Origin of the sequence: Salinirubellus litoreus (assembly GCF_037335815.1) — an archaeon.
In the GTDB taxonomy this organism is placed as follows: domain Archaea; phylum Halobacteriota; class Halobacteria; order Halobacteriales; family Haloarculaceae; genus Salinirubellus; species Salinirubellus litoreus.
Genome location: NZ_CP147841.1, coordinates 484984 through 501263 on the forward strand (window position 1 = coordinate 484984; position 16280 = coordinate 501263).

General features: G+C 68.0%; 15 protein-coding genes. 5 read left to right on the plus strand and 10 right to left on the minus strand.

The features are described from left to right. Positions 1–22 precede the first annotated feature (22 nt). The 3 genes from WDJ58_RS02500 to WDJ58_RS02510 all read right to left on the minus strand — a co-directional run bounded on the left by WDJ58_RS02500 (position 23) and on the right by WDJ58_RS02510 (position 2689). Complete coding sequence (locus WDJ58_RS02500) at positions 23–961, minus strand: alpha/beta hydrolase (protein ID WP_338916049.1); 939 nt, start codon at positions 959–961, stop codon at positions 23–25. A 122-nt stretch (positions 962–1083) separates the two neighbouring features. Beyond that, on the minus strand, positions 1084–2526 hold the full coding sequence (locus WDJ58_RS02505; RefSeq protein WP_338916050.1) for a sodium:solute symporter family protein: 1443 nt from the start codon (positions 2524–2526) through the stop codon (positions 1084–1086). Beyond that, positions 2516–2689, minus strand: a complete 174-nt coding sequence (locus tag WDJ58_RS02510) for a hypothetical protein (protein WP_338916051.1) — start codon at positions 2687–2689, stop codon at positions 2516–2518. The genes WDJ58_RS02505 and WDJ58_RS02510 overlap by 11 nt, the downstream gene beginning before the upstream one ends. 246 nt (positions 2690–2935) lie before the next feature. Between WDJ58_RS02510 and WDJ58_RS02515 the strand changes: the two genes are divergently transcribed. Beyond that, positions 2936–3385, plus strand: a complete 450-nt coding sequence (locus WDJ58_RS02515) for an HTH domain-containing protein (RefSeq protein WP_338916052.1) — start codon at positions 2936–2938, stop codon at positions 3383–3385. Positions 3386–3451: 66 nt separating this feature from the next. Here the strand turns inward: WDJ58_RS02515 and prf1 are convergent, their stop codons facing one another. After that, positions 3452–4693 (minus strand): peptide chain release factor aRF-1, encoded by a 1242-nt coding sequence (prf1, locus tag WDJ58_RS02520; protein ID WP_338916053.1) that lies wholly within the window; start codon positions 4691–4693, stop codon positions 3452–3454. 179 nt (positions 4694–4872) lie between these two features. Here prf1 and WDJ58_RS02525 point away from each other — a divergent pair, with 179 nt between their 5' ends. Together WDJ58_RS02525 and WDJ58_RS02530 are read left to right on the plus strand one after the other, a co-directional pair. Next, positions 4873–5823 (plus strand): MinD/ParA family ATP-binding protein, encoded by a 951-nt coding sequence (locus WDJ58_RS02525; protein WP_338916054.1) that lies wholly within the window; start codon positions 4873–4875, stop codon positions 5821–5823. Between the two features lie 38 nt (positions 5824–5861). After that, positions 5862–6011: a hypothetical protein gene (locus WDJ58_RS02530; RefSeq protein WP_338916055.1), complete on the plus strand. Its 150-nt coding sequence runs from the start codon at positions 5862–5864 to the stop codon at positions 6009–6011. 47 nt (positions 6012–6058) lie between these two features. Here the strand turns inward: WDJ58_RS02530 and argS are convergent, their stop codons facing one another. The 3 genes from argS to WDJ58_RS02545 all read right to left on the minus strand — a co-directional run bounded on the left by argS (position 6059) and on the right by WDJ58_RS02545 (position 9519). Then, positions 6059–7816, minus strand: coding sequence for an arginine--tRNA ligase (argS, locus tag WDJ58_RS02535; RefSeq protein ID WP_338916056.1), 1758 nt, complete (start codon positions 7814–7816; stop codon positions 6059–6061). 52 nt (positions 7817–7868) lie between these two features. Beyond that, entirely contained in the window at positions 7869–8387 is a 519-nt protein-coding gene (locus tag WDJ58_RS02540; protein ID WP_338916057.1) for a DUF6276 family protein, read from the minus strand. Between the two features lie 163 nt (positions 8388–8550). Further along, complete coding sequence (locus WDJ58_RS02545) at positions 8551–9519, minus strand: hypothetical protein (RefSeq protein ID WP_338916058.1); 969 nt, start codon at positions 9517–9519, stop codon at positions 8551–8553. A gap of 282 nt (positions 9520–9801) precedes the next feature. Here WDJ58_RS02545 and WDJ58_RS26310 point away from each other — a divergent pair, with 282 nt between their 5' ends. Continuing rightward, the gene (locus tag WDJ58_RS26310; protein WP_380661548.1) at positions 9802–10305 is read left to right on the plus strand and encodes a protein-tyrosine phosphatase family protein; all 504 of its coding nucleotides are present in this window, start codon (positions 9802–9804) and stop codon (positions 10303–10305) included. Between the two features lie 200 nt (positions 10306–10505). Here WDJ58_RS26310 and WDJ58_RS02555 read toward each other — a convergent pair whose 3' ends face one another. After that, positions 10506–11198, minus strand: a complete 693-nt coding sequence (locus WDJ58_RS02555) for a V-type ATP synthase subunit D (RefSeq protein ID WP_338916060.1) — start codon at positions 11196–11198, stop codon at positions 10506–10508. Between the two features lie 689 nt (positions 11199–11887). Here WDJ58_RS02555 and WDJ58_RS02560 point away from each other — a divergent pair. Further along, complete coding sequence (locus tag WDJ58_RS02560; protein ID WP_338916061.1) at positions 11888–12982, plus strand: S1C family serine protease; 1095 nt, start codon at positions 11888–11890, stop codon at positions 12980–12982. A gap of 108 nt (positions 12983–13090) precedes the next feature. Here the strand turns inward: WDJ58_RS02560 and WDJ58_RS02565 are convergent, their stop codons facing one another. Both WDJ58_RS02565 and WDJ58_RS02570 read right to left on the minus strand, forming a co-directional pair. Continuing rightward, positions 13091–14521 carry an ATP synthase subunit B gene (locus tag WDJ58_RS02565; protein WP_338916062.1) on the minus strand — a complete coding sequence of 477 codons (1431 nt, stop codon included), beginning with the start codon at positions 14519–14521 and terminating at the stop codon, positions 13091–13093. A gap of 1 nt (position 14522) precedes the next feature. Next, complete coding sequence (locus tag WDJ58_RS02570) at positions 14523–16280, minus strand: ATP synthase subunit A (protein WP_338916063.1); 1758 nt, start codon at positions 16278–16280, stop codon at positions 14523–14525.

Consider the following 16280-nt stretch of genomic DNA (forward strand, 5'->3'; position numbering starts at 1 on the left):
GGCCGTTCGGAACCCGTCGAGGTCACTCCCCGAACGCGCTCGCCAGGTCGTCCGCGAGGTCGTCGACCGCCTCGCGCGCCCGCGACAGGTCCGGCTCGACGAGCATGCTCACGAAGCCGTGGGTCATCCGCTCGTAGTTGCGCACGGTCGTCTCGACCCCGTCCGCGTCGAGGCGCTCGGCGTAGGCCAGCCCCTCGTCGCGCAGGGGGTCGAACCCAGCGGTGACGACCGTCGCCGGCGGCAGGTCCGTGAGCGAGCGCGCCCACATCGGGGCGGCGTAGGGGTTGTACGCGTCCACGTCCCGCGCGAGGTACTTCTCCCAGAACCAGCCCATCGCCTCGGCCGACGGACCCCACTCGGCGTTCTCCGGGTAGGAGTCGTACGCGAGGGTGTGGTCGGTGACGGGGTAGATCGGAACCTGGTAGGCGAGCGAGGGACCGTCGCGGTCGCGTGCCATGAGCGCGACGACGGTGGCGAGGTTCCCGCCCGCGCTGTCGCCGGCGACGGCGACCCGCTCGGGATCGACCCCCAGTTCGGCCGCGCGCTCGACCACCCAGGCCGTCGCGGCGTAGGCGTCCTCGGCGGCGGTGGGGAACGCGTGCTCGGGGGCGAGCCGGTAGTCTACCGAGACGACGACCGCCCCCGACGCGTTCGCCAGCGCCCGGCAGAGCGGGTCGTGGGAGTCGATACTCCCGACGACCCACCCGCCGCCGTGGAAGTAGACGACGGCCGGCTGCGGTGCCGCGCCACCCGGTTCGTAGATCCGTATCGGGACCTCCCCACCGGGTACCTCGATCGCGCGGTCGCGGACGCGGGCTACCTCGTCGGCCCGTTCGGGCGGGACGTGCCGACCGCGCCGCTGGGCTCGCGCCGCCTCGGGCGAGAGGGTGTGCGTCGGCAGTTCGTGCTCGCGGGTTCGTAGCGCCTCGATCAGCTCGGGGTCGGGCTCGCCGTCCGGCATGGCCCTCCCACGCTCGGCACTCACAAGAAACCGTACCGTCGGCCGGGGATCCTCGGATCGACCCCGCCCAGCGGCGTTCGAACCCCGAGATCGAAGGGGGTGGTCGCGAGGCTAGCTCGCGGTCAGTCGCCGGCCGCCACCGACGTCCGGCCGCCGCCGGAGTCCGACCAGACGAGGTGGCCGATCAGGAGCGCGACGAACGCCCCGCCGACGCCCATGAACGTCGCCGGGACGCCGAGGAAGCCGCCGCTGAGGTCCCAGCCGACGCCGAGGAGCGTGCCGACGACGATCGACGCGATGATGGCGTTGCCGGCCACCCCCGTCCAGTAGAGCCCGAGGTAGATCGGGATCAGGAACGCGCTCGTCAGCAGGATCGCCCGGAACGTGTACAGGGTGATGATCGTCCCCGGGGGGTTGACCGCCATCGCCGTTGCGGTCACGCCCCAGAAGATCGTCGCGATGCGCGAGACCTTCATCAGCTGCTGGTCGGAGGCGTCGTCGGCGTACCAGTCGTAGATGTCACGGGCGGTCGTCACGCCCGTCGAGTGGAGCCGCGTGTCGGTCGTCGAGAGGATCGCCGACATCACCGCGAGGATGACGACGATGCCGATACCGGTCGGGAGGTAGTCGGTGATGAAGATCGGGAACGCCTGGTCGACGTTCTCGAAGCCGGCCAGCCCGGCGTTGTTCAGCGCGACGGTGACGCCGCCGCCCAGCAGGATCAGCGCGCTGTAGAACACCGAGAGGATGAGCCCACCGAACGCGAGGTGGATCTTCGCCGTCCGGATGTCCTTCGTCGCGTTGATACGGATGATCGTCCCCTGGGCGGTGAAGATCGTCCCGAAGAACGCCACCAGCGAGCCCGCCAGGCCGAGCAGCGTGTACGCCCCGTCGCCGAGCGGCATCGTGTTGGCGGCGCTGAGCTGGGTGAACTGCGTGTTGATCGCCGCCAGGCTCCCCTGGTCGATGATGATGAAGACCAGCGCGGCCAGAACCGTCGTGACCATCACCGTCCCCTGAATCAGGTCGGTCCAGGCGACCGAGACCAGCCCGCCCATCACCGTGTAGGCGACGAACACGAACCCGATCACCCAGATCATGTACCGGTAGGGGACGCCCGTGATCGTCGTGACCAGCAGGCTCGCGCCCACCAGCTGCATGATCAGGTAGACCCAGGCGTTCGCCAGCAGGGGGACCGCCGCGATCGGGCGGGCGATCTCCCGGCCGGTCAGGTCCCGGATGATGTCGGGGAAGGTGACGTGGTCCAGTTCGCGTACCTTGTGGACGACGAAGTAGAGCGCCGAGATCCCGAGCATCAGCCCGAGGACGATCCCCGTGAGGATCGAGTAGCCGCCACCGTAGACCGAGCCGATGAACCCGATCACCGACACGGCCGAGACGAAGTTCGCGACGTACGACCACGTCGCCAGCCACGGGCCGAGCCGCTTCCCGTAGACCCAGAAGTCCGCGACGTCCGTCGTCTTCGTGTACCCCCACGCGCCGATCCCGAGGACGATCAGCAGGTAGACGATGAACGTCCCGAGGTAGAACTCGTTAACCGCCATCGCTCGACCCTCCTTCCTCCGCCGCCCGCCCACGAATGGTCTCGTCGACCGGTCGGCCCATGATGATGTGGACGACCGTGTAGTGTATCGCGCCGATGCTCCCTGCGAGTAACGTCAGGACGAACACGACGAACATGTCCGTCGGCATTCCGAGCACAGACATCTGTTGTCACACCCGCCCGGCGTTGCCTATCGTGTGGTAATAAAATTACTGCTAACGGTCGCTGCGACGACGTGATCCTCCGGAATACGTTTTTATATCCGCCTTCGTTCGGAACGAACGATCAAGAATAGCCGAGTGTTTCGAATAATTGCCCATAGAACTACCCTTTAACGTGGACACTGCGAGATACGAGATACCGTGTCAACAATGGACTTTTACCGGAGCGATCCCTGCCCCCTCCCGACCGTGACCGCAGAGGCGCCGCTTTCGGCGTCGGTGACCCTCTACCTCCGCACCGGCGCCCCGATGGCGGCGCGCGACCGACAGGGCAACGCCCGGGCGCGAGTCGAGGCCCTCGCCGACGAGGGGCTCCTCCCGGACCTCGATATGGAGGAGTGGCCCTCGAAGGCCATCGTCCCGAACGACGGACCGACCGACCCCGCCGTGGAGACGTACGACGAGTTCGCCGACGTAGTCGCGGAGCGGTCGGACGTCCACCTCGACCCGTTCTTCGAGGACCGACCCGGGGTCGGGCGGTCGGACCGGGTCGTCGTCCTCCCGGTGGCCTGTATCGCGGTCCGGCGCGAGGGGACCCTCACGGGACTCTACCCGTGCTGGAACGGGGGGAACCACGAGGCCGTCGAGGACGGTCTCGCGGCGCTCGAATCGGGCGAGGACGTGGAGAACCTGCGATAGGGCGCGTCGACGGTCGCATTAGACTGAACTCGGACGCGGGACCGAAGCAGGAGAGCGGAGGCGTGCTTAGACGCCCGTGGAGTACCGCAGGATGCCGGCGATGCCGCCGAAGGCGGTGAGGAGCTGTTCGCCCTTCTCGAAGTCCGTCGAGATGAACTTCGTCTCCGAGCCGCGCTGGTCGGCGAGCTCCATCAGGTGGTCGATGACGTCCTCGCGCTCCTCGACCTCGGCGGCTGAGCCGTCCTCGCAGGTGTGTTCGGGGGTCGAGTGTCTCCGATCCACGACCTCGAACTCCTGGCGGTCGCCGCAGTCGTAGATCACGACGTCCTTCCGGAGGTCCTCGCTGATGAGCAGGCGGTCGACCGCGCCCATGTTGAGGTTCTTGCGGGTCTGCTCGAAGCCGTAGGTCGCCTTCCCGCCGTCGTGGAGCTCCTCGAAGAACTCCTCCATCTCCCGCTTGTCCTTCATCACCTCGTGGTCGGCGAGCACGTCGCCCGCCGCATCCACGAGGTCCTTCAGCCCGGACTCGTCCGTGTATGAGACGTCGAACTTCCCGAGGACGATGTCCCCGAGCTCGTGGTGGAGGTAGTCGCCGTCGAGGAACTCGTCCTTGGTGGGCGAGGGGCCCCCCACCAGGATACCGTCCATCTCGTGGCGCTTGTCGACGAACAGCTCGTTGGCCATCCCCGCGACCTCCTGGTAGAAGTTGTCGATGGCCTCAAGTCGGAGGCGGGCGAACCGCTGTGCGGACTGGCCACCCTTCCGCTGCTTGCCGGGGACCAGCGAGGTCGTGGACTTGACGGCCTCGACGCGCTTGCCTTTCAGCCAGCCGACGTTCGCCTCCCGCCGGTCGAGGACGATCAGCCCGTAGAGCCCCTTGTCCGCCAGCATGTTCTCGAGGGGCTCGGTGAGGAACTCCGAGTCGCAGTGGTAGCGGAACGACTCGACCGGATCGGGCGGCGACTCGAGGACCCGGGTGACCATGTCGGTCTGGCCGCCGCCGGTGTCGAACGCCCCCGAGAAGATCACCATCCCCCGCTCCGGCGGGTAGGTGTCGTAGTAGCGCAGCCGGTCCTTGATGCTCGTCAGGGCGTCCTGCACGGCAGTTCGAGTCTGCTTGGACTTGATGTTCGAGGCCTCCGAGTGCTCCTGGGTGACGTGCTGGACCACGTCGGACACCTGCCGGTCCTCGGGGATGTAGATGGAGACCAGCTGGGTGCCCGAGCCCTTGTAGTCCTTGAGCTCCTCGATCACCCGCTTGAACTCGTACTTTTGTTTGTCGGACTGCTCCTGCTCCTGCTTACTCATCGGTGGAACTAGGCCGAACGGCCCTAAGTAACTGTTGGGGCCGCTGCAACGAGCACGGTCGGTTCTCGACCGGGAAGGGACGAGGGGGCGGGGACGACCGGACGTTCGAACCCTCCGCCGTCCCCGGGTGACCCGGACCCCCGGTAGTTTCATGTCGATACGAACGATAACTTGATACTATGGAGGTCTACGTGGTGGCGGGTGGGGGCGGGTCCGGCAGGACCGCGACAGCGCTCAACCTGACCGTCGCGCTCCGCGGAGCGAGCCGTTACGCGGCCGTTCTCGACGCCGACCTCTCCGGGAACGTCGCCTCGCTCCTCGACGTCACGTTCGACACCACGATGGGGGACGCGGTAGCGGGGGACGCGAGCGTCCGGGCGGCGACGGTCGAGTGCGGGCTCTCGGCCGACGACCTCCCGGCGGACGATCTTGCCGACTACCGGGAGGCGCTCGCCGTCGACCGGACCGGGTTCCGCACCGGCGCTGTCGAGGAGAGCGACCCGGTGACCGCCGAGGACGAACCGGACACCGACACGGTGCCGGTCGTCGGCGGCTGGCACGATCGGGCGGATCACCTCTCGGCCGACGCCGAGGCGCTCTCGTACGCCCTCGGCGACCTGTCGATGGCCTACGAGGTGCTCGTCGTGGACGTCGGTAACGGCCCGGCGGCCGAGTCGCCGCTCCTCGGCGAGGCCACCGGCGTCCTCGCGGTGACGACGCCCGACCGGGCGGCGTGCGAGGCCGCGAAGGAGGACGCGACGGCCTGCGCCCGGGAACGGGACGGCGTGCAGGTCGTCGGCGTGGTCATCAACCGCGCCGGCGAGGACACCAGCATCTCCGACCTGACCGACCGGGTGGGCGCGAAGGCGCTCGGCGTCGTTCCGGAGGACGCCCGCACCGCCGCGCTCGAACCGGTCGCCTTCACCCTCCCCGGGAGCCCGGCGGCGGCGGCCTACGAGCGGCTGGCGGACGCCGTACTCGACTGGGACGGTACGTCGGGACTGCTCGGGCCGACGCCCGCGAACCGACGCGACGGCCCCGCCGGCTCCGACGTCGCCACCGACGGCGACGGGTCCGAGCCGGACGAGGAGGGGTCGGGAGGGTTCCTCTCGCGGTTCCTGGGCAGGTAAACGGGAACCCCTTTCACCTCCCGGGGCCAGATACGACCATGGTCGACACGGAGCCCGACCCCTCGATCCCGCTCTCCTGGATCGTCATCTTCCTGTTGCTCACGCTCGGCCTGGCGGCCGCCGGCGTGCTGTTCGTCGGCGGGAGCCTGTTCGGCGGGGGCTTTCTGGTCCCCGCCTATCCGCTCTGAGCGAGCGGGACGCGCCGACCGCCGTGCGTGCAGGGACGCGTACAGACCTACATCGAGTCCGGCGCGGCGACGCCGAGCAGGCCGAGCGCGTTCGCCACCGCGTGCCGCGAGGCACGTACCAGCGCGAGGCGCGCCTCGCGTAACTCGCCGTCGGCGCGGAGGACTGGACACTCCCGGTAGAAGGCGTTGAACGCCTCGGCCAGTTCGCGGGTGTAGGTGGCGACGCGGTGTGGTTCGAGTTCGTCGGCCGACCGCTCGACCACGCCCTCGAACCGCGCCAGCGTCAACAGCAGTTCGCGCTCCTCCGGGGCGTCGAGCGTCGAGGCGTCCGGGGGCTCCTCCGGGACCGCGCCCGCCTCCCCGGCCTCGTCGAGGATCCCACAGCACCGCGCGTGGACGTACTGAACGTAGGGGGCCGACTGGGCCTCGAAGTCGAGCGCCTCGTCCCACCGGAACGTGATCGACTTCGTCGGCTGTTTCGAGACGATGTCGTACCGGACCGCGCCGATACCGACCACCTCCGCGATGCGCTCGACGTCCGTCTCGGTCAGGTCGTCCTCGCGGAGGCGGTCCTCGGCGCGCTTCTCGTACTCTTCACGAGCGCGCGCGACGGCCTCGTCGAGCAGGTCGTCGAGGTCGACGCCCGTCCCCGCCCGGGTCGACATCTTCCCCTCCGGGAGGTTGACGTAGGAGTAGATGACGTTCTCGAGCTGTGAGACGTCGTTGCCGAGCAGGTCGAGCGCCGCCCGGAGCTGGTCGGCCTGGAGCTTGTGGTCCTCGCCGAGCACCGTCACCGCGCGGTCGAACGCCTCGAACTTCCACTCGTGGTGGGCCAGGTCCCGCGTCGTGTACAGCGAGGTGCCGTCGGAACGGACGAACACGAGGTTCTTCTCGATGCCGTACTCGGAGAGTTCGAGCTGCCAGGCGTCCTCCTCGTAGACGCTCTCGGGCAAGTCCTGCAGGCGATCGACCACCTCGTCGGTCGAGCCGTCGCGGATGAACCGCGTCTCCTTGACGAACTCGTCGAAGTCGGCGGGCAACCGGAGCAGGCACTCGTGCATCCCCGAGAGCACCCTGTCGACCACCTCGCTCACCCGCTCGTAGGTCGCCTCGTCGCCCTCCTCCAGCCCCTGCATGATCGCGGCGATCTCGGCCTCGGCGGCCTCGACCTCCGCTTCGGGACCCTCTTCGAGAAACTCGTTGCCCCTCCGGTAGTAGCGGACCATCTCGTACTCCGCGCGGTCGCGCTCGGGCTCCGGTAGCTCGGACTCCTCGAACGTCTCGTAGGCCCAGGTGAACACGGCCATCTGCCGGCCGGCGTCGTTGACGTAGTAGTGTCGCTCGACGTCGTAGCCGGCGAAGTCGAGGACGTTCGCCACCGCGTCACCGATGATCGGGTTCCGCGCACGGCCGACGTGCACCGGTCCGGTGGGGTTCGCGGAGGTGTGCTCGACGACGACCGACTCCCTTCGCGGGTCGAGGTGGCCGAACGACTCGTCCTGTCCGGCCGAGAGCGTCGCGTCGAAGTACGCCTCGCTCGGGTGGAAGTTGACGTACGGCCCCTGCGTCTCGACCCGATCGACGTAGGTGAGCGAGTCGGGATCGATGGCGTCGGCGATCTCGCCCGCGACCCGCGGCGGGGGCGCGCCGGCCTCGCCTGCCAGCCGGAACGCCACGCTCGACGCGAGTACCGCGGGGACGTCCGACGGCGGCTGTTCGATGCCGAGGTCGTCGGTCGGGTAGCCGGCCCCCGAGAGCGCCCCGGAGAGCGCGTCCGCGACCTCGTCGCGGAAGGCGATGAACATGACCGGGGGTTCCCGTGGGCCGACTAAATCGGTGTCGGGTTCGCGCTCGTGCTCACTCCGGTCCCGTCCCCGGCTCCGATCCCGTTCCGACCTCTCCGGTCGGCTCCGATCCCGCTCCCGCTTCCGTCTCCGTCTCCGTCTCGGTATCGGTTCCCGTTTCCGCTTCGGTCTCCGGCTCCGTCTCCCGGTCCATCAGCTGTTCGAGCTGGTGGCGGCGCTTGCCGATGTCGATCGCCGGCTGGACGCTTCCCGCGGTGGCGAGCCGGTCGAGGGTGAGGAGCGGATCGACGCCGGCGGCCTCGGCCCGCTCGAACAGCGCCTCGATACTCGAACGGTTCAGCGCGAGCGAGTCGAGCCGCCCGATGGCAATGGCGAGGGGGATCGACGCCTCCGGGGACGTCGGGAACGGCTCCAGCTCGCCGAAGTCGGGGTCCCCACCGGACTCGGTGGGGTGGAGTCTGAGACAGCGGATGCAGAGCCCCGCGTGCGGGACGGGCTTGGGGAGGTGTTCGCGGAGGTCCTCGGGCACGTCGAAGGACACGACGGTCCCGTTGCAGGCTGGACAGTTCATACCCGGTCGAACGACCCCCGGGGAGAAGAAAGGAACGGGACTGACGAGACCGACAGGACGGACGGGACGCCGGGAGCGAGAGCGGCGAGCCCGTCGGCCAGTGGACGTCTCCGGCGTGGGCGAGCCCGACGACCGACGCTCGGTGGGTCGGGTGGCAGGGGAGTCACACCCGGTAGCCCAGGGCTCGAAGCTTGTCCTCGACGTCGTCCTCGTCGACGCTTACGCTGTTGTCCGACCGCTCGCCGACGATATCCTTCCGCTCGCTGAACTCGTGGACGAACCACGGCACCTTGACCAGCTGCTCGGTGTAGACGGCCCCCGGATGATCGTATATCCGGAACGGTATCGGCCACGCCCTCTCGCCCAGCATCTCGCCGTGATCGGCACTGATCACGGTCTTCCCGGGGAGGGATTCGAGCAGGTCCTCGACGTGGTGGAGGACGAGTTCCAGCGTCGAGCGATACGCTTCGATCACCTCCCGACGGGACCGATCACGCCTGAACGGCGGACGCGAGTCCCGGAGGTTCGACAGCGAGGGGACCCTGAACGACTCCTCCCCGTCGGCCGTGAAGTACGGGGAGTGTGGCTGGAGGTAGTGGACGATCAGCCGTTTGTTCGGGTACTCCTCCGCCGTGTTCTTCGCGATCCGGGTCACGGTGGACGGATGATTCAGCAGGCCACCGTGTGCGTCCCCGTCGATCGGTGCCGAGACGAAATCGTGTATCTCGGCGTTTATGTCGTCCTCCAGTCTCGCGTACCACTGGTTGTCCGAGACGTAGACGACGTCGTCCAGCCGCCTGTCGGAGAAGTTCCCCCTGACGAACTCGTTGCTCGTGCTACCCCTGGAGATACGGTGTTCCAGCTCGCCGGGGAGGGTACACGCGTTCGAGAACTCGTCGTACCGGCAGGCGTCGAGCAGGATCAGGTTGTCCCAGTCCTCCTCGAAGATATCGACACCGTCCGGGTTGTAGTCGTATCCGCTCCGATGGTAGGTGTACCGCTGCACGCACGCTATGTATTCCGATTTCAGCGTCCTGATGGGGTGCAAAAGCGGATAGAACCGGGATCGGATCTCCTCCTTCACCAGCTCCGGATTCCGGATCCCCTTCTTTATGTCGGATAGGGAGTACATCGGTGCTCGGTGTCGTGTTCCGTCGCTCGCAGTTGAGTACCGTTCCTCGTCAGTCTTTCCCCACATCGGACGACACTGTCGGGCGGTCCTCGTGGCGCGAACCCCTCCCCTGACAGCCTCGTGTTCCGAGACGATCCCGTGCCATGAGTTCGTCGGAGACCCCACACGGGACACCTCCGACAGCCGGCACCGTTCCGTCCGGGTCCGGACACCGGGCCGAGCCCGTCCGCTCGGAGAGCCGGTACGGATCGATCTATTACGGAAGCGCGTGTCGGATCGGATATACCGTTCAACTTCGGGGCGGCCGCGCCGGAGGAGGAGTACGTCTACGGAGCCTGCCGGCCGGCTCACCCGGGCGGAGCCCCGGGGACGACCGTCGACGACTGGCTCGCGTTCGTCCGAGAGCGGGGGATCGAGCGGGTCTGCTGTCTCCTCGACGAGGAGCACCTCCGTGGGTACGACGACCTGCTCGACCGGTACGGACGGGCCTTCGGAGCGAGAAACGTCCACCACGCGCCGATCGGCGACTACGGTCTGGTCGACGGGGCGGTCTTCCGGAACGGCATCCTGCCGTTCCTGCGCGGATCGGTGGACGCGGATCGGCGTGTCGTCGTCCACTGCTCGGCCGGCTCGGGGCGCACCGGGCACGTCCTCGTGGGATGGCTCGTGGCCGACCGTGGCTACGGGGTCGAGTCCGCGATCGGGACCGTCGAGGGTATGGGACGGAACCCCCTGGAGGCACCCGGGACGGAGGCGAGTGACCTCGTCGATCTCTTCGAACGCTAACACGACAGGAATGGACGGGTCGTCGGCGTCGGACTCCGCGATTCGATCTCGGCCGGTCGTTCGTCCTCACGTCCCGATCGGGCGGGGAAACAGCGGACGTTTCGCTCGTACCGGGCGGTTCTCGCAGTCGCCACGGAGCCCGTCCGAGCGGTCGTTCCGCCCAGGCTTCCCGGGACAGGAGTCGAGGACGGGACGCGTACTCAGTCGTCGGCGGTCAGCGGCTCCTCGGCCGGCTCGCCGCCCTCCTTCGCGGCCTCCTCGGCCTCCTCGCGCTCCTTCTTCGCCTTGATCTTCTTCATGCGGAAGATCTCCTCGCGCTCCTGCTCCTCCAGCTTCTGCTCGATGTACTCCTGGTTCTCGTAGAGCTGGGGGAGGAGCGTGAACTCCAGGGCGTTGACGCGGCGCTTGGTCGTCTCGATCTCCTCTAACATCTTCTTCATCGCCGTCTCGACCTCGGCGGCGAGGATGACCGACTCGACGAGCTCCTCGTAGGCGTCGGCGGCCTCGTCGATGCGCGCGCTGGATCCGAGCAGGCCGTATCCCCGCTCGTCGAGGTTCTTCTTCACCTTCGAGGACTCGATCTGTGGGACGACCACGCCCATGATGTTCTTCGACTGGGTGGTGATCTCGGGGTGTTCCTTGAGCGCGGCCGCCGCGCCCCGGACGGCGACGTCGCCGTCCATCGCCCGGGCCATGTCGATAGCCTGCTGGGCGCGGTCGTAGTCGTCCTCGAGCTCCGAACGGACGTCCTGGGCCTGGTCCAGGATGTCCATGAACTCCATGATGAGGCCGTCGCGCTTCTTCTCTAAGGTGTCGTGCCCACGCTCGGAGAGGTCGATCCGGTCCTCGATCTGCATGAGGTTCTTCCGGGTGGGTTTGACGTCCTCGGCCATTGGCGGTGTCTTCTCGCCCCAGTCGGATAACTGTTTACGGTCCACAGCGGGGATCGCCCGATCCCGGGGACGGCGTGCGCCGGGGGCGCGAAGGGTTCGCCCGCCGACTACGGTCGGCTATCGCGGTCGGGATTATCCGGGACCCATATGACAGAATATAAATTTAATTCAAGATATATTTATCTCCCCGTGAGACGTACGCCGGTCGTGTCAAGCAGTATCATTTCGAGGCGAGCACTGGTTCGAGCGATGCCGCTGGTCGCGGTCGGACTCGCGGGCTGTACGGGGACCGGTGTGGGACCGGGCGGGAACGATCGGATCGACATCGAGCCGCCGGGGACGGTCTCGCGGGTCACCCAGCTGGACAAGGCGGCGGTGGTCCACATCCAGTCGGTCGTCCGCGGGACGGCCGTCTGGCCGTCGTTCTCGCTCACCCAGGGCGGGGCCGGGACCGCCGGGAGCGGGGGGAGGGGCCGGGAGCCTCGTCGGGACCTGGCAGGGGGCCGGGGAGACCGTGACGTTCGGGACGAACGGCCAGTTCAGCGGTACCGTCGCCCAGGGTGGCGGGTTCGCCGGGCTGTACAGTGTCCAAGGGAACGCCCTCGTCCTGCAGTACACGTCGCCGACGCCGGCGACGGCGCAGGTCCAGTACGTCGTCTCGGGGGACGCCCTCCAGCTCACGGGGGCCGATGGCGTCTCCTACCAGTACCAGCGCGTCGGCGGGGGCACGGGGGGGGACGGGCACGGGGACGGCGGGCGGGGACCTCCTCGCCCAGGTCTCCAACCTCGAGCTGACGCGGGAGACCGGCGGGAGCGGCCGTATCGAGCGCGAGTCGCTCCGGACCGGATCGAGCGGCTCGGGATTCATCGTCTCGCCCGACGGCTACATCGTCACCAACGCACACGTGGTGTTCACCGGTAGCGACCCGCAGCAGCTCCTCCTCCAGAGCCTCGCCGGGCAGCTCCAGGCCGACCTCGTCGAGGAGGTCTCGTCGTACTACCAGATCCCACAGGAGGAGCGCGAGCAGGCGATCGAGATCCTGTTCACCAAGCTCCTGAACTACTTCCAGCAGAACGGGCAGATAACGGACGTCTCGATGGACCACTTCGTCCTGAACGGCGTGGCCGCCCCCGGCGACGACCTCCAGGTCAGGGCCTGGCCCGCCGTGAAGCGCAAGGAGGGGACGGTCTACGAGACGGTCGGCGGGGAGACCACCTGGGGACGCGACGTCGCCGTCATCAAGATCGAGCGCGACGACCTCCCGTCGGTCACGCTGGGGGACTCGGACGACGTCGAGGTCGGCGAGGGCGTGTTCATCATCGGTTATCCGGGGTTCAGGCTCGAGCAGTTCTTCAACGCCGACGAGACGCTCGAACCGACCGTCACACAGGGCGTGGTGAGCGCAAAGCGGACCCTGCGGACGGGCATCGAGGCCATCCAGACCGACGCCGCGATCAACCACGGCAACAGCGGCGGCCCCGTCTACAACATGGACGGGGAGGTCATCGGGCTCGCGACGTTCGGGGCCGGTCCCGAAGTCGGCATCGAGGCGATCAAGTTCGCGATGCCGATCGACCTCGCGAAGGAGTACCTGCGGGAGCTCAACGTCGAGAACAGCTCCGGGGAGATGGACCGGGCGTACGAGGAGGCGCTCGCGGCCTACTGGGAGGGCGACTGCGGGCGGGCGACGGAGCTGCTCGAGGACGTGCTGACGCTCTACCCCGGTCATCCCTACGCCGAGGAGTACATAAACGAGTGCGAACGCGCGACCGGGCAGTCGTAAGCGGGAACGCGGCGCGGACGGTTCGGGCGCCGTGCGAGCGAGAGCAGCGACGGGAAGCGACGAGAGCGGATCGGAGAGGCGGCGAGTCGTGGCCTCTCGGATCGTCGGTCAGTCGTCCGCGCTGGCCTCGACGGTCTCCTCCTCCTCGCTGCCGCCCTCGTAGTACTCCTCGATGAGGTCCTCGTCGATCCGGTTGAGCTCGGCCTCCGGGAACATCGAGAGGAGATCCCAGCCGATGTCCAGCGTCTCCTCGATGGCGCGATTGGTGGTGTACCCCTGGTCGACGAACTCGCTCTCGAACCGGTCGGCGAAGTCGAGGTACTGGTTGTCGCGCTCGGAGAGCGCCTCGCGGCCGACGATGTTCACGAGGTCGCGCAGGTCCTCGCCCTCCGCGTAGGCGGCGTAGAGCTGGTCGGAGACGTCGGCGTGGTCCTCGCGGGTCAGCCCCTCGCCGATCCCGTCGTCCATCAGCCGCGAGAGGCTCGGCAGGACGTTGATCGGCGGCTGAATTCCTTGAGAATTGAGGTCGCGGTCGACGTAGATCTGCCCCTCCGTGATGTACCCCGTCAGGTCGGGGATCGGGTGGGTGTCGTCGTCGCCCGGCATCGTCAGGATCGGGATCTGCGTCACGGAGCCCTCGCGCCCCTCGATGCGGCCGGCCCGCTCGTAGAGGGTGGCGAGGTCGGTGTACATGTACCCGGGGTAGCCACGGCGACCCGGAACCTCCTCGCGGGCGGCCCCGATCTCCCGGAGCGCCTCGCAGTAGTTCGTCATGTCCGTCAGGATCACCAGCACGTGATAGCCCTGGTCGAACGCGAGGTACTCGGCGGTGGTCAGGGCGAGCCGCGGCGTGATGGTCCGCTCGACGGCCGGGTCGTCCGCGAGGTTCATGAACACCACGGAGCGCTCCAGCGCGCCGGTGCGTTCGAAGTCGTCCATGAACTCGTTTGCCTCCTCGGCCGTGATACCCATCGCGCCGAAGATGACGGCGAACTCGCTCGCGTCCTCGCCCTCCTCGGCGGCCTCCTCCGGGACGGTGGCCTGGCGGGCGATCTGCAGGGCGAGCTCGTTGTGCGGCAGGCCCGACCCCGAGAAGATCGGGAGCTTCTGGCCCCGCACCAGGGTGTTCATGCCGTCGATGGCCGAGACCCCAGTCTGAATGAACTCCTCGGGGTACTCCCGTGCGGTGGGGTTGATCGCCGCGCCGACGATCTCGCGCTCCTCCTCGGGCTCGATCTCCGGGCCGCCGTCGATCGGGTCGCCCGACCCCGAGAGGACACGCCCGAGCAGCTCCTCGGTGAGCGGCATCTGCAGGGTCTCCCCTAAGAATCGCACCGCGGAGTTCCGGTCGATACCCTCGGTTCCCTCGAACACCTGGATGGCGACGTACTCGCTGGTCGACTCGAGCACCTGTCCCCGGCGGACGTCGCCGTTCGGCGTCTCGATCTCGACGATCTCGTCGTAGCCGACGGGCTCGTCGACCTCGGCGAACACCAGCGGACCGCTGATCTCCGTAATGGTCTTGTATTCCTTCTGCATCTCAGTACTTCTCCCTGAGCTCCTCGGTGATCTCTCCTTCGACCTCGGCGATGAACTCCTCGTACTCCTCCGCCGTCGACATCCGGTTCAGCCGCGGCGCGGCGTCGATGGACTGTATCTCCTCGACCGGGACGCCCGCCTCGAGCGCCCGGAACGCCTCGTCGTTGTACGTCTTGATCGCCTCGAGCATCCGGCTGGTCTTCTCCGGCGGGCAGTAGCGGTCCACGTCGTGGAACGCGTTCTGCTGGAGCCACGCCTCCCGGAGGTAGCGCGCCACCTCGAGGGTGAGCTGCTGGTCCTCCGGCAGGGCGTCTTTACCCACGAGCTGGACGATCTCCTGGAGCTCGCTCTCCTCGTCGAGGGTGTCGATGGCCCACTGGCGAGTCTCGGCCCAGTCGGCGGCGACGTTCTCGGCGAACCAGGGGTCGAGCTGCTCGCGGTAGAGCGAGTAGGACTCGTCCCAGTTGATCGCCGGGAAGTGCCGGCGCTCGGCGAGGTCGGCGTCCAGCGCCCAGAACGTCTTCACGATGCGCAGCGTGTTCTGGGTGACCGGCTCGGAGAAGTCACCGCCCGGCGGCGAGACCGCCCCGATGACCGAGATCGACCCCTCCGACCCGTTGATGTTCTGGAAGTAGCCGGCCCGCTCGTAGAACTGCGAGAGCCGGGCGGCCAGATACGCCGGATAGCCCTCCTCGCCGGGCATCTCCTCGAGCCGCGAGGAGATCTCCCGCATGGCCTCGGCCCACCGCGAGGTGGAGTCGGCCATCAGCGCCACGTCGTAGCCCATGTCGCGGTAGTACTCCGCGATGGTGATGCCCGTGTACACGCAGGACTCGCGGGCGGCGACGGGCATGTTCGAGGTGTTGGCGATGAGGCACGTCCGGGCCATCAGCGCGTTCCCGGTCTGTGGGTCCGGCAGTTCCGGGAAGTCCTCGATGACCTCCGTCATCTCGTTGCCGCGCTCGCCACAGCCGATGTAGACGACGATGTCCGCGTCGGCGAACTTGGCGAGGCTCTGCTGGGTCACCGTCTTCCCGGAGCCGAACGGCCCCGGGATCGCGGCGGTTCCGCCCTTCGCGAGCGGGAACAGCCCGTCGAGGATGCGCTGGCCCGAGACCAGCGGGGTGTCGGGCGTCATCTTGTCGACGGTGGGCCGGGCCTCGCGGACCGGCCACTCCTGGCGCATCGTCACTTCCTCGCCCGTGTCGAGTTCGACCACCGTGTCGGTGACCGTGAACGATCCCGGCTCGACGGCGGTGACCTCCCCACCCTCCGAGTCGGGCGGGAGAAGCACCTTGTGTTCGATGCTCTCGGTTTCGGGTACCGTCCCGAGGACGTCCCCGGCCTCGACCTCGTCGCCGACCTCGACCTCGGGGGTGAACTCCCACTGCTTGTCGAGGTCGATACCTGGCGCGTCGACCCCGCGGTCGAGGAACGCACCCATCTGCTCTTCGAGGACGTCGAGCGGGCGCTGGACACCGTCGTAGATGCTGTCCATCATCCCCGGCCCCAGGTCTACGGTCAGCGGTTCGCCCGTGTTCGCGACGGGTTCGCCCGGCGCGACGTCGGAGGTCTCCTCGTACACCTGGATGGTGGTGAGGTCGCCCTCGATCTCGATGACCTCGCCCATCAGCCCTTCCTCGCCGACGTAGACGACGTCGTTCATCCGGGCGTCGAGGTCCGTGGCGACCACGACCGGGCCGCTCACGCTCTCTATGACACCTTCGTCCGTGGTGTCGATCTGTGTTGCCTGACTCAT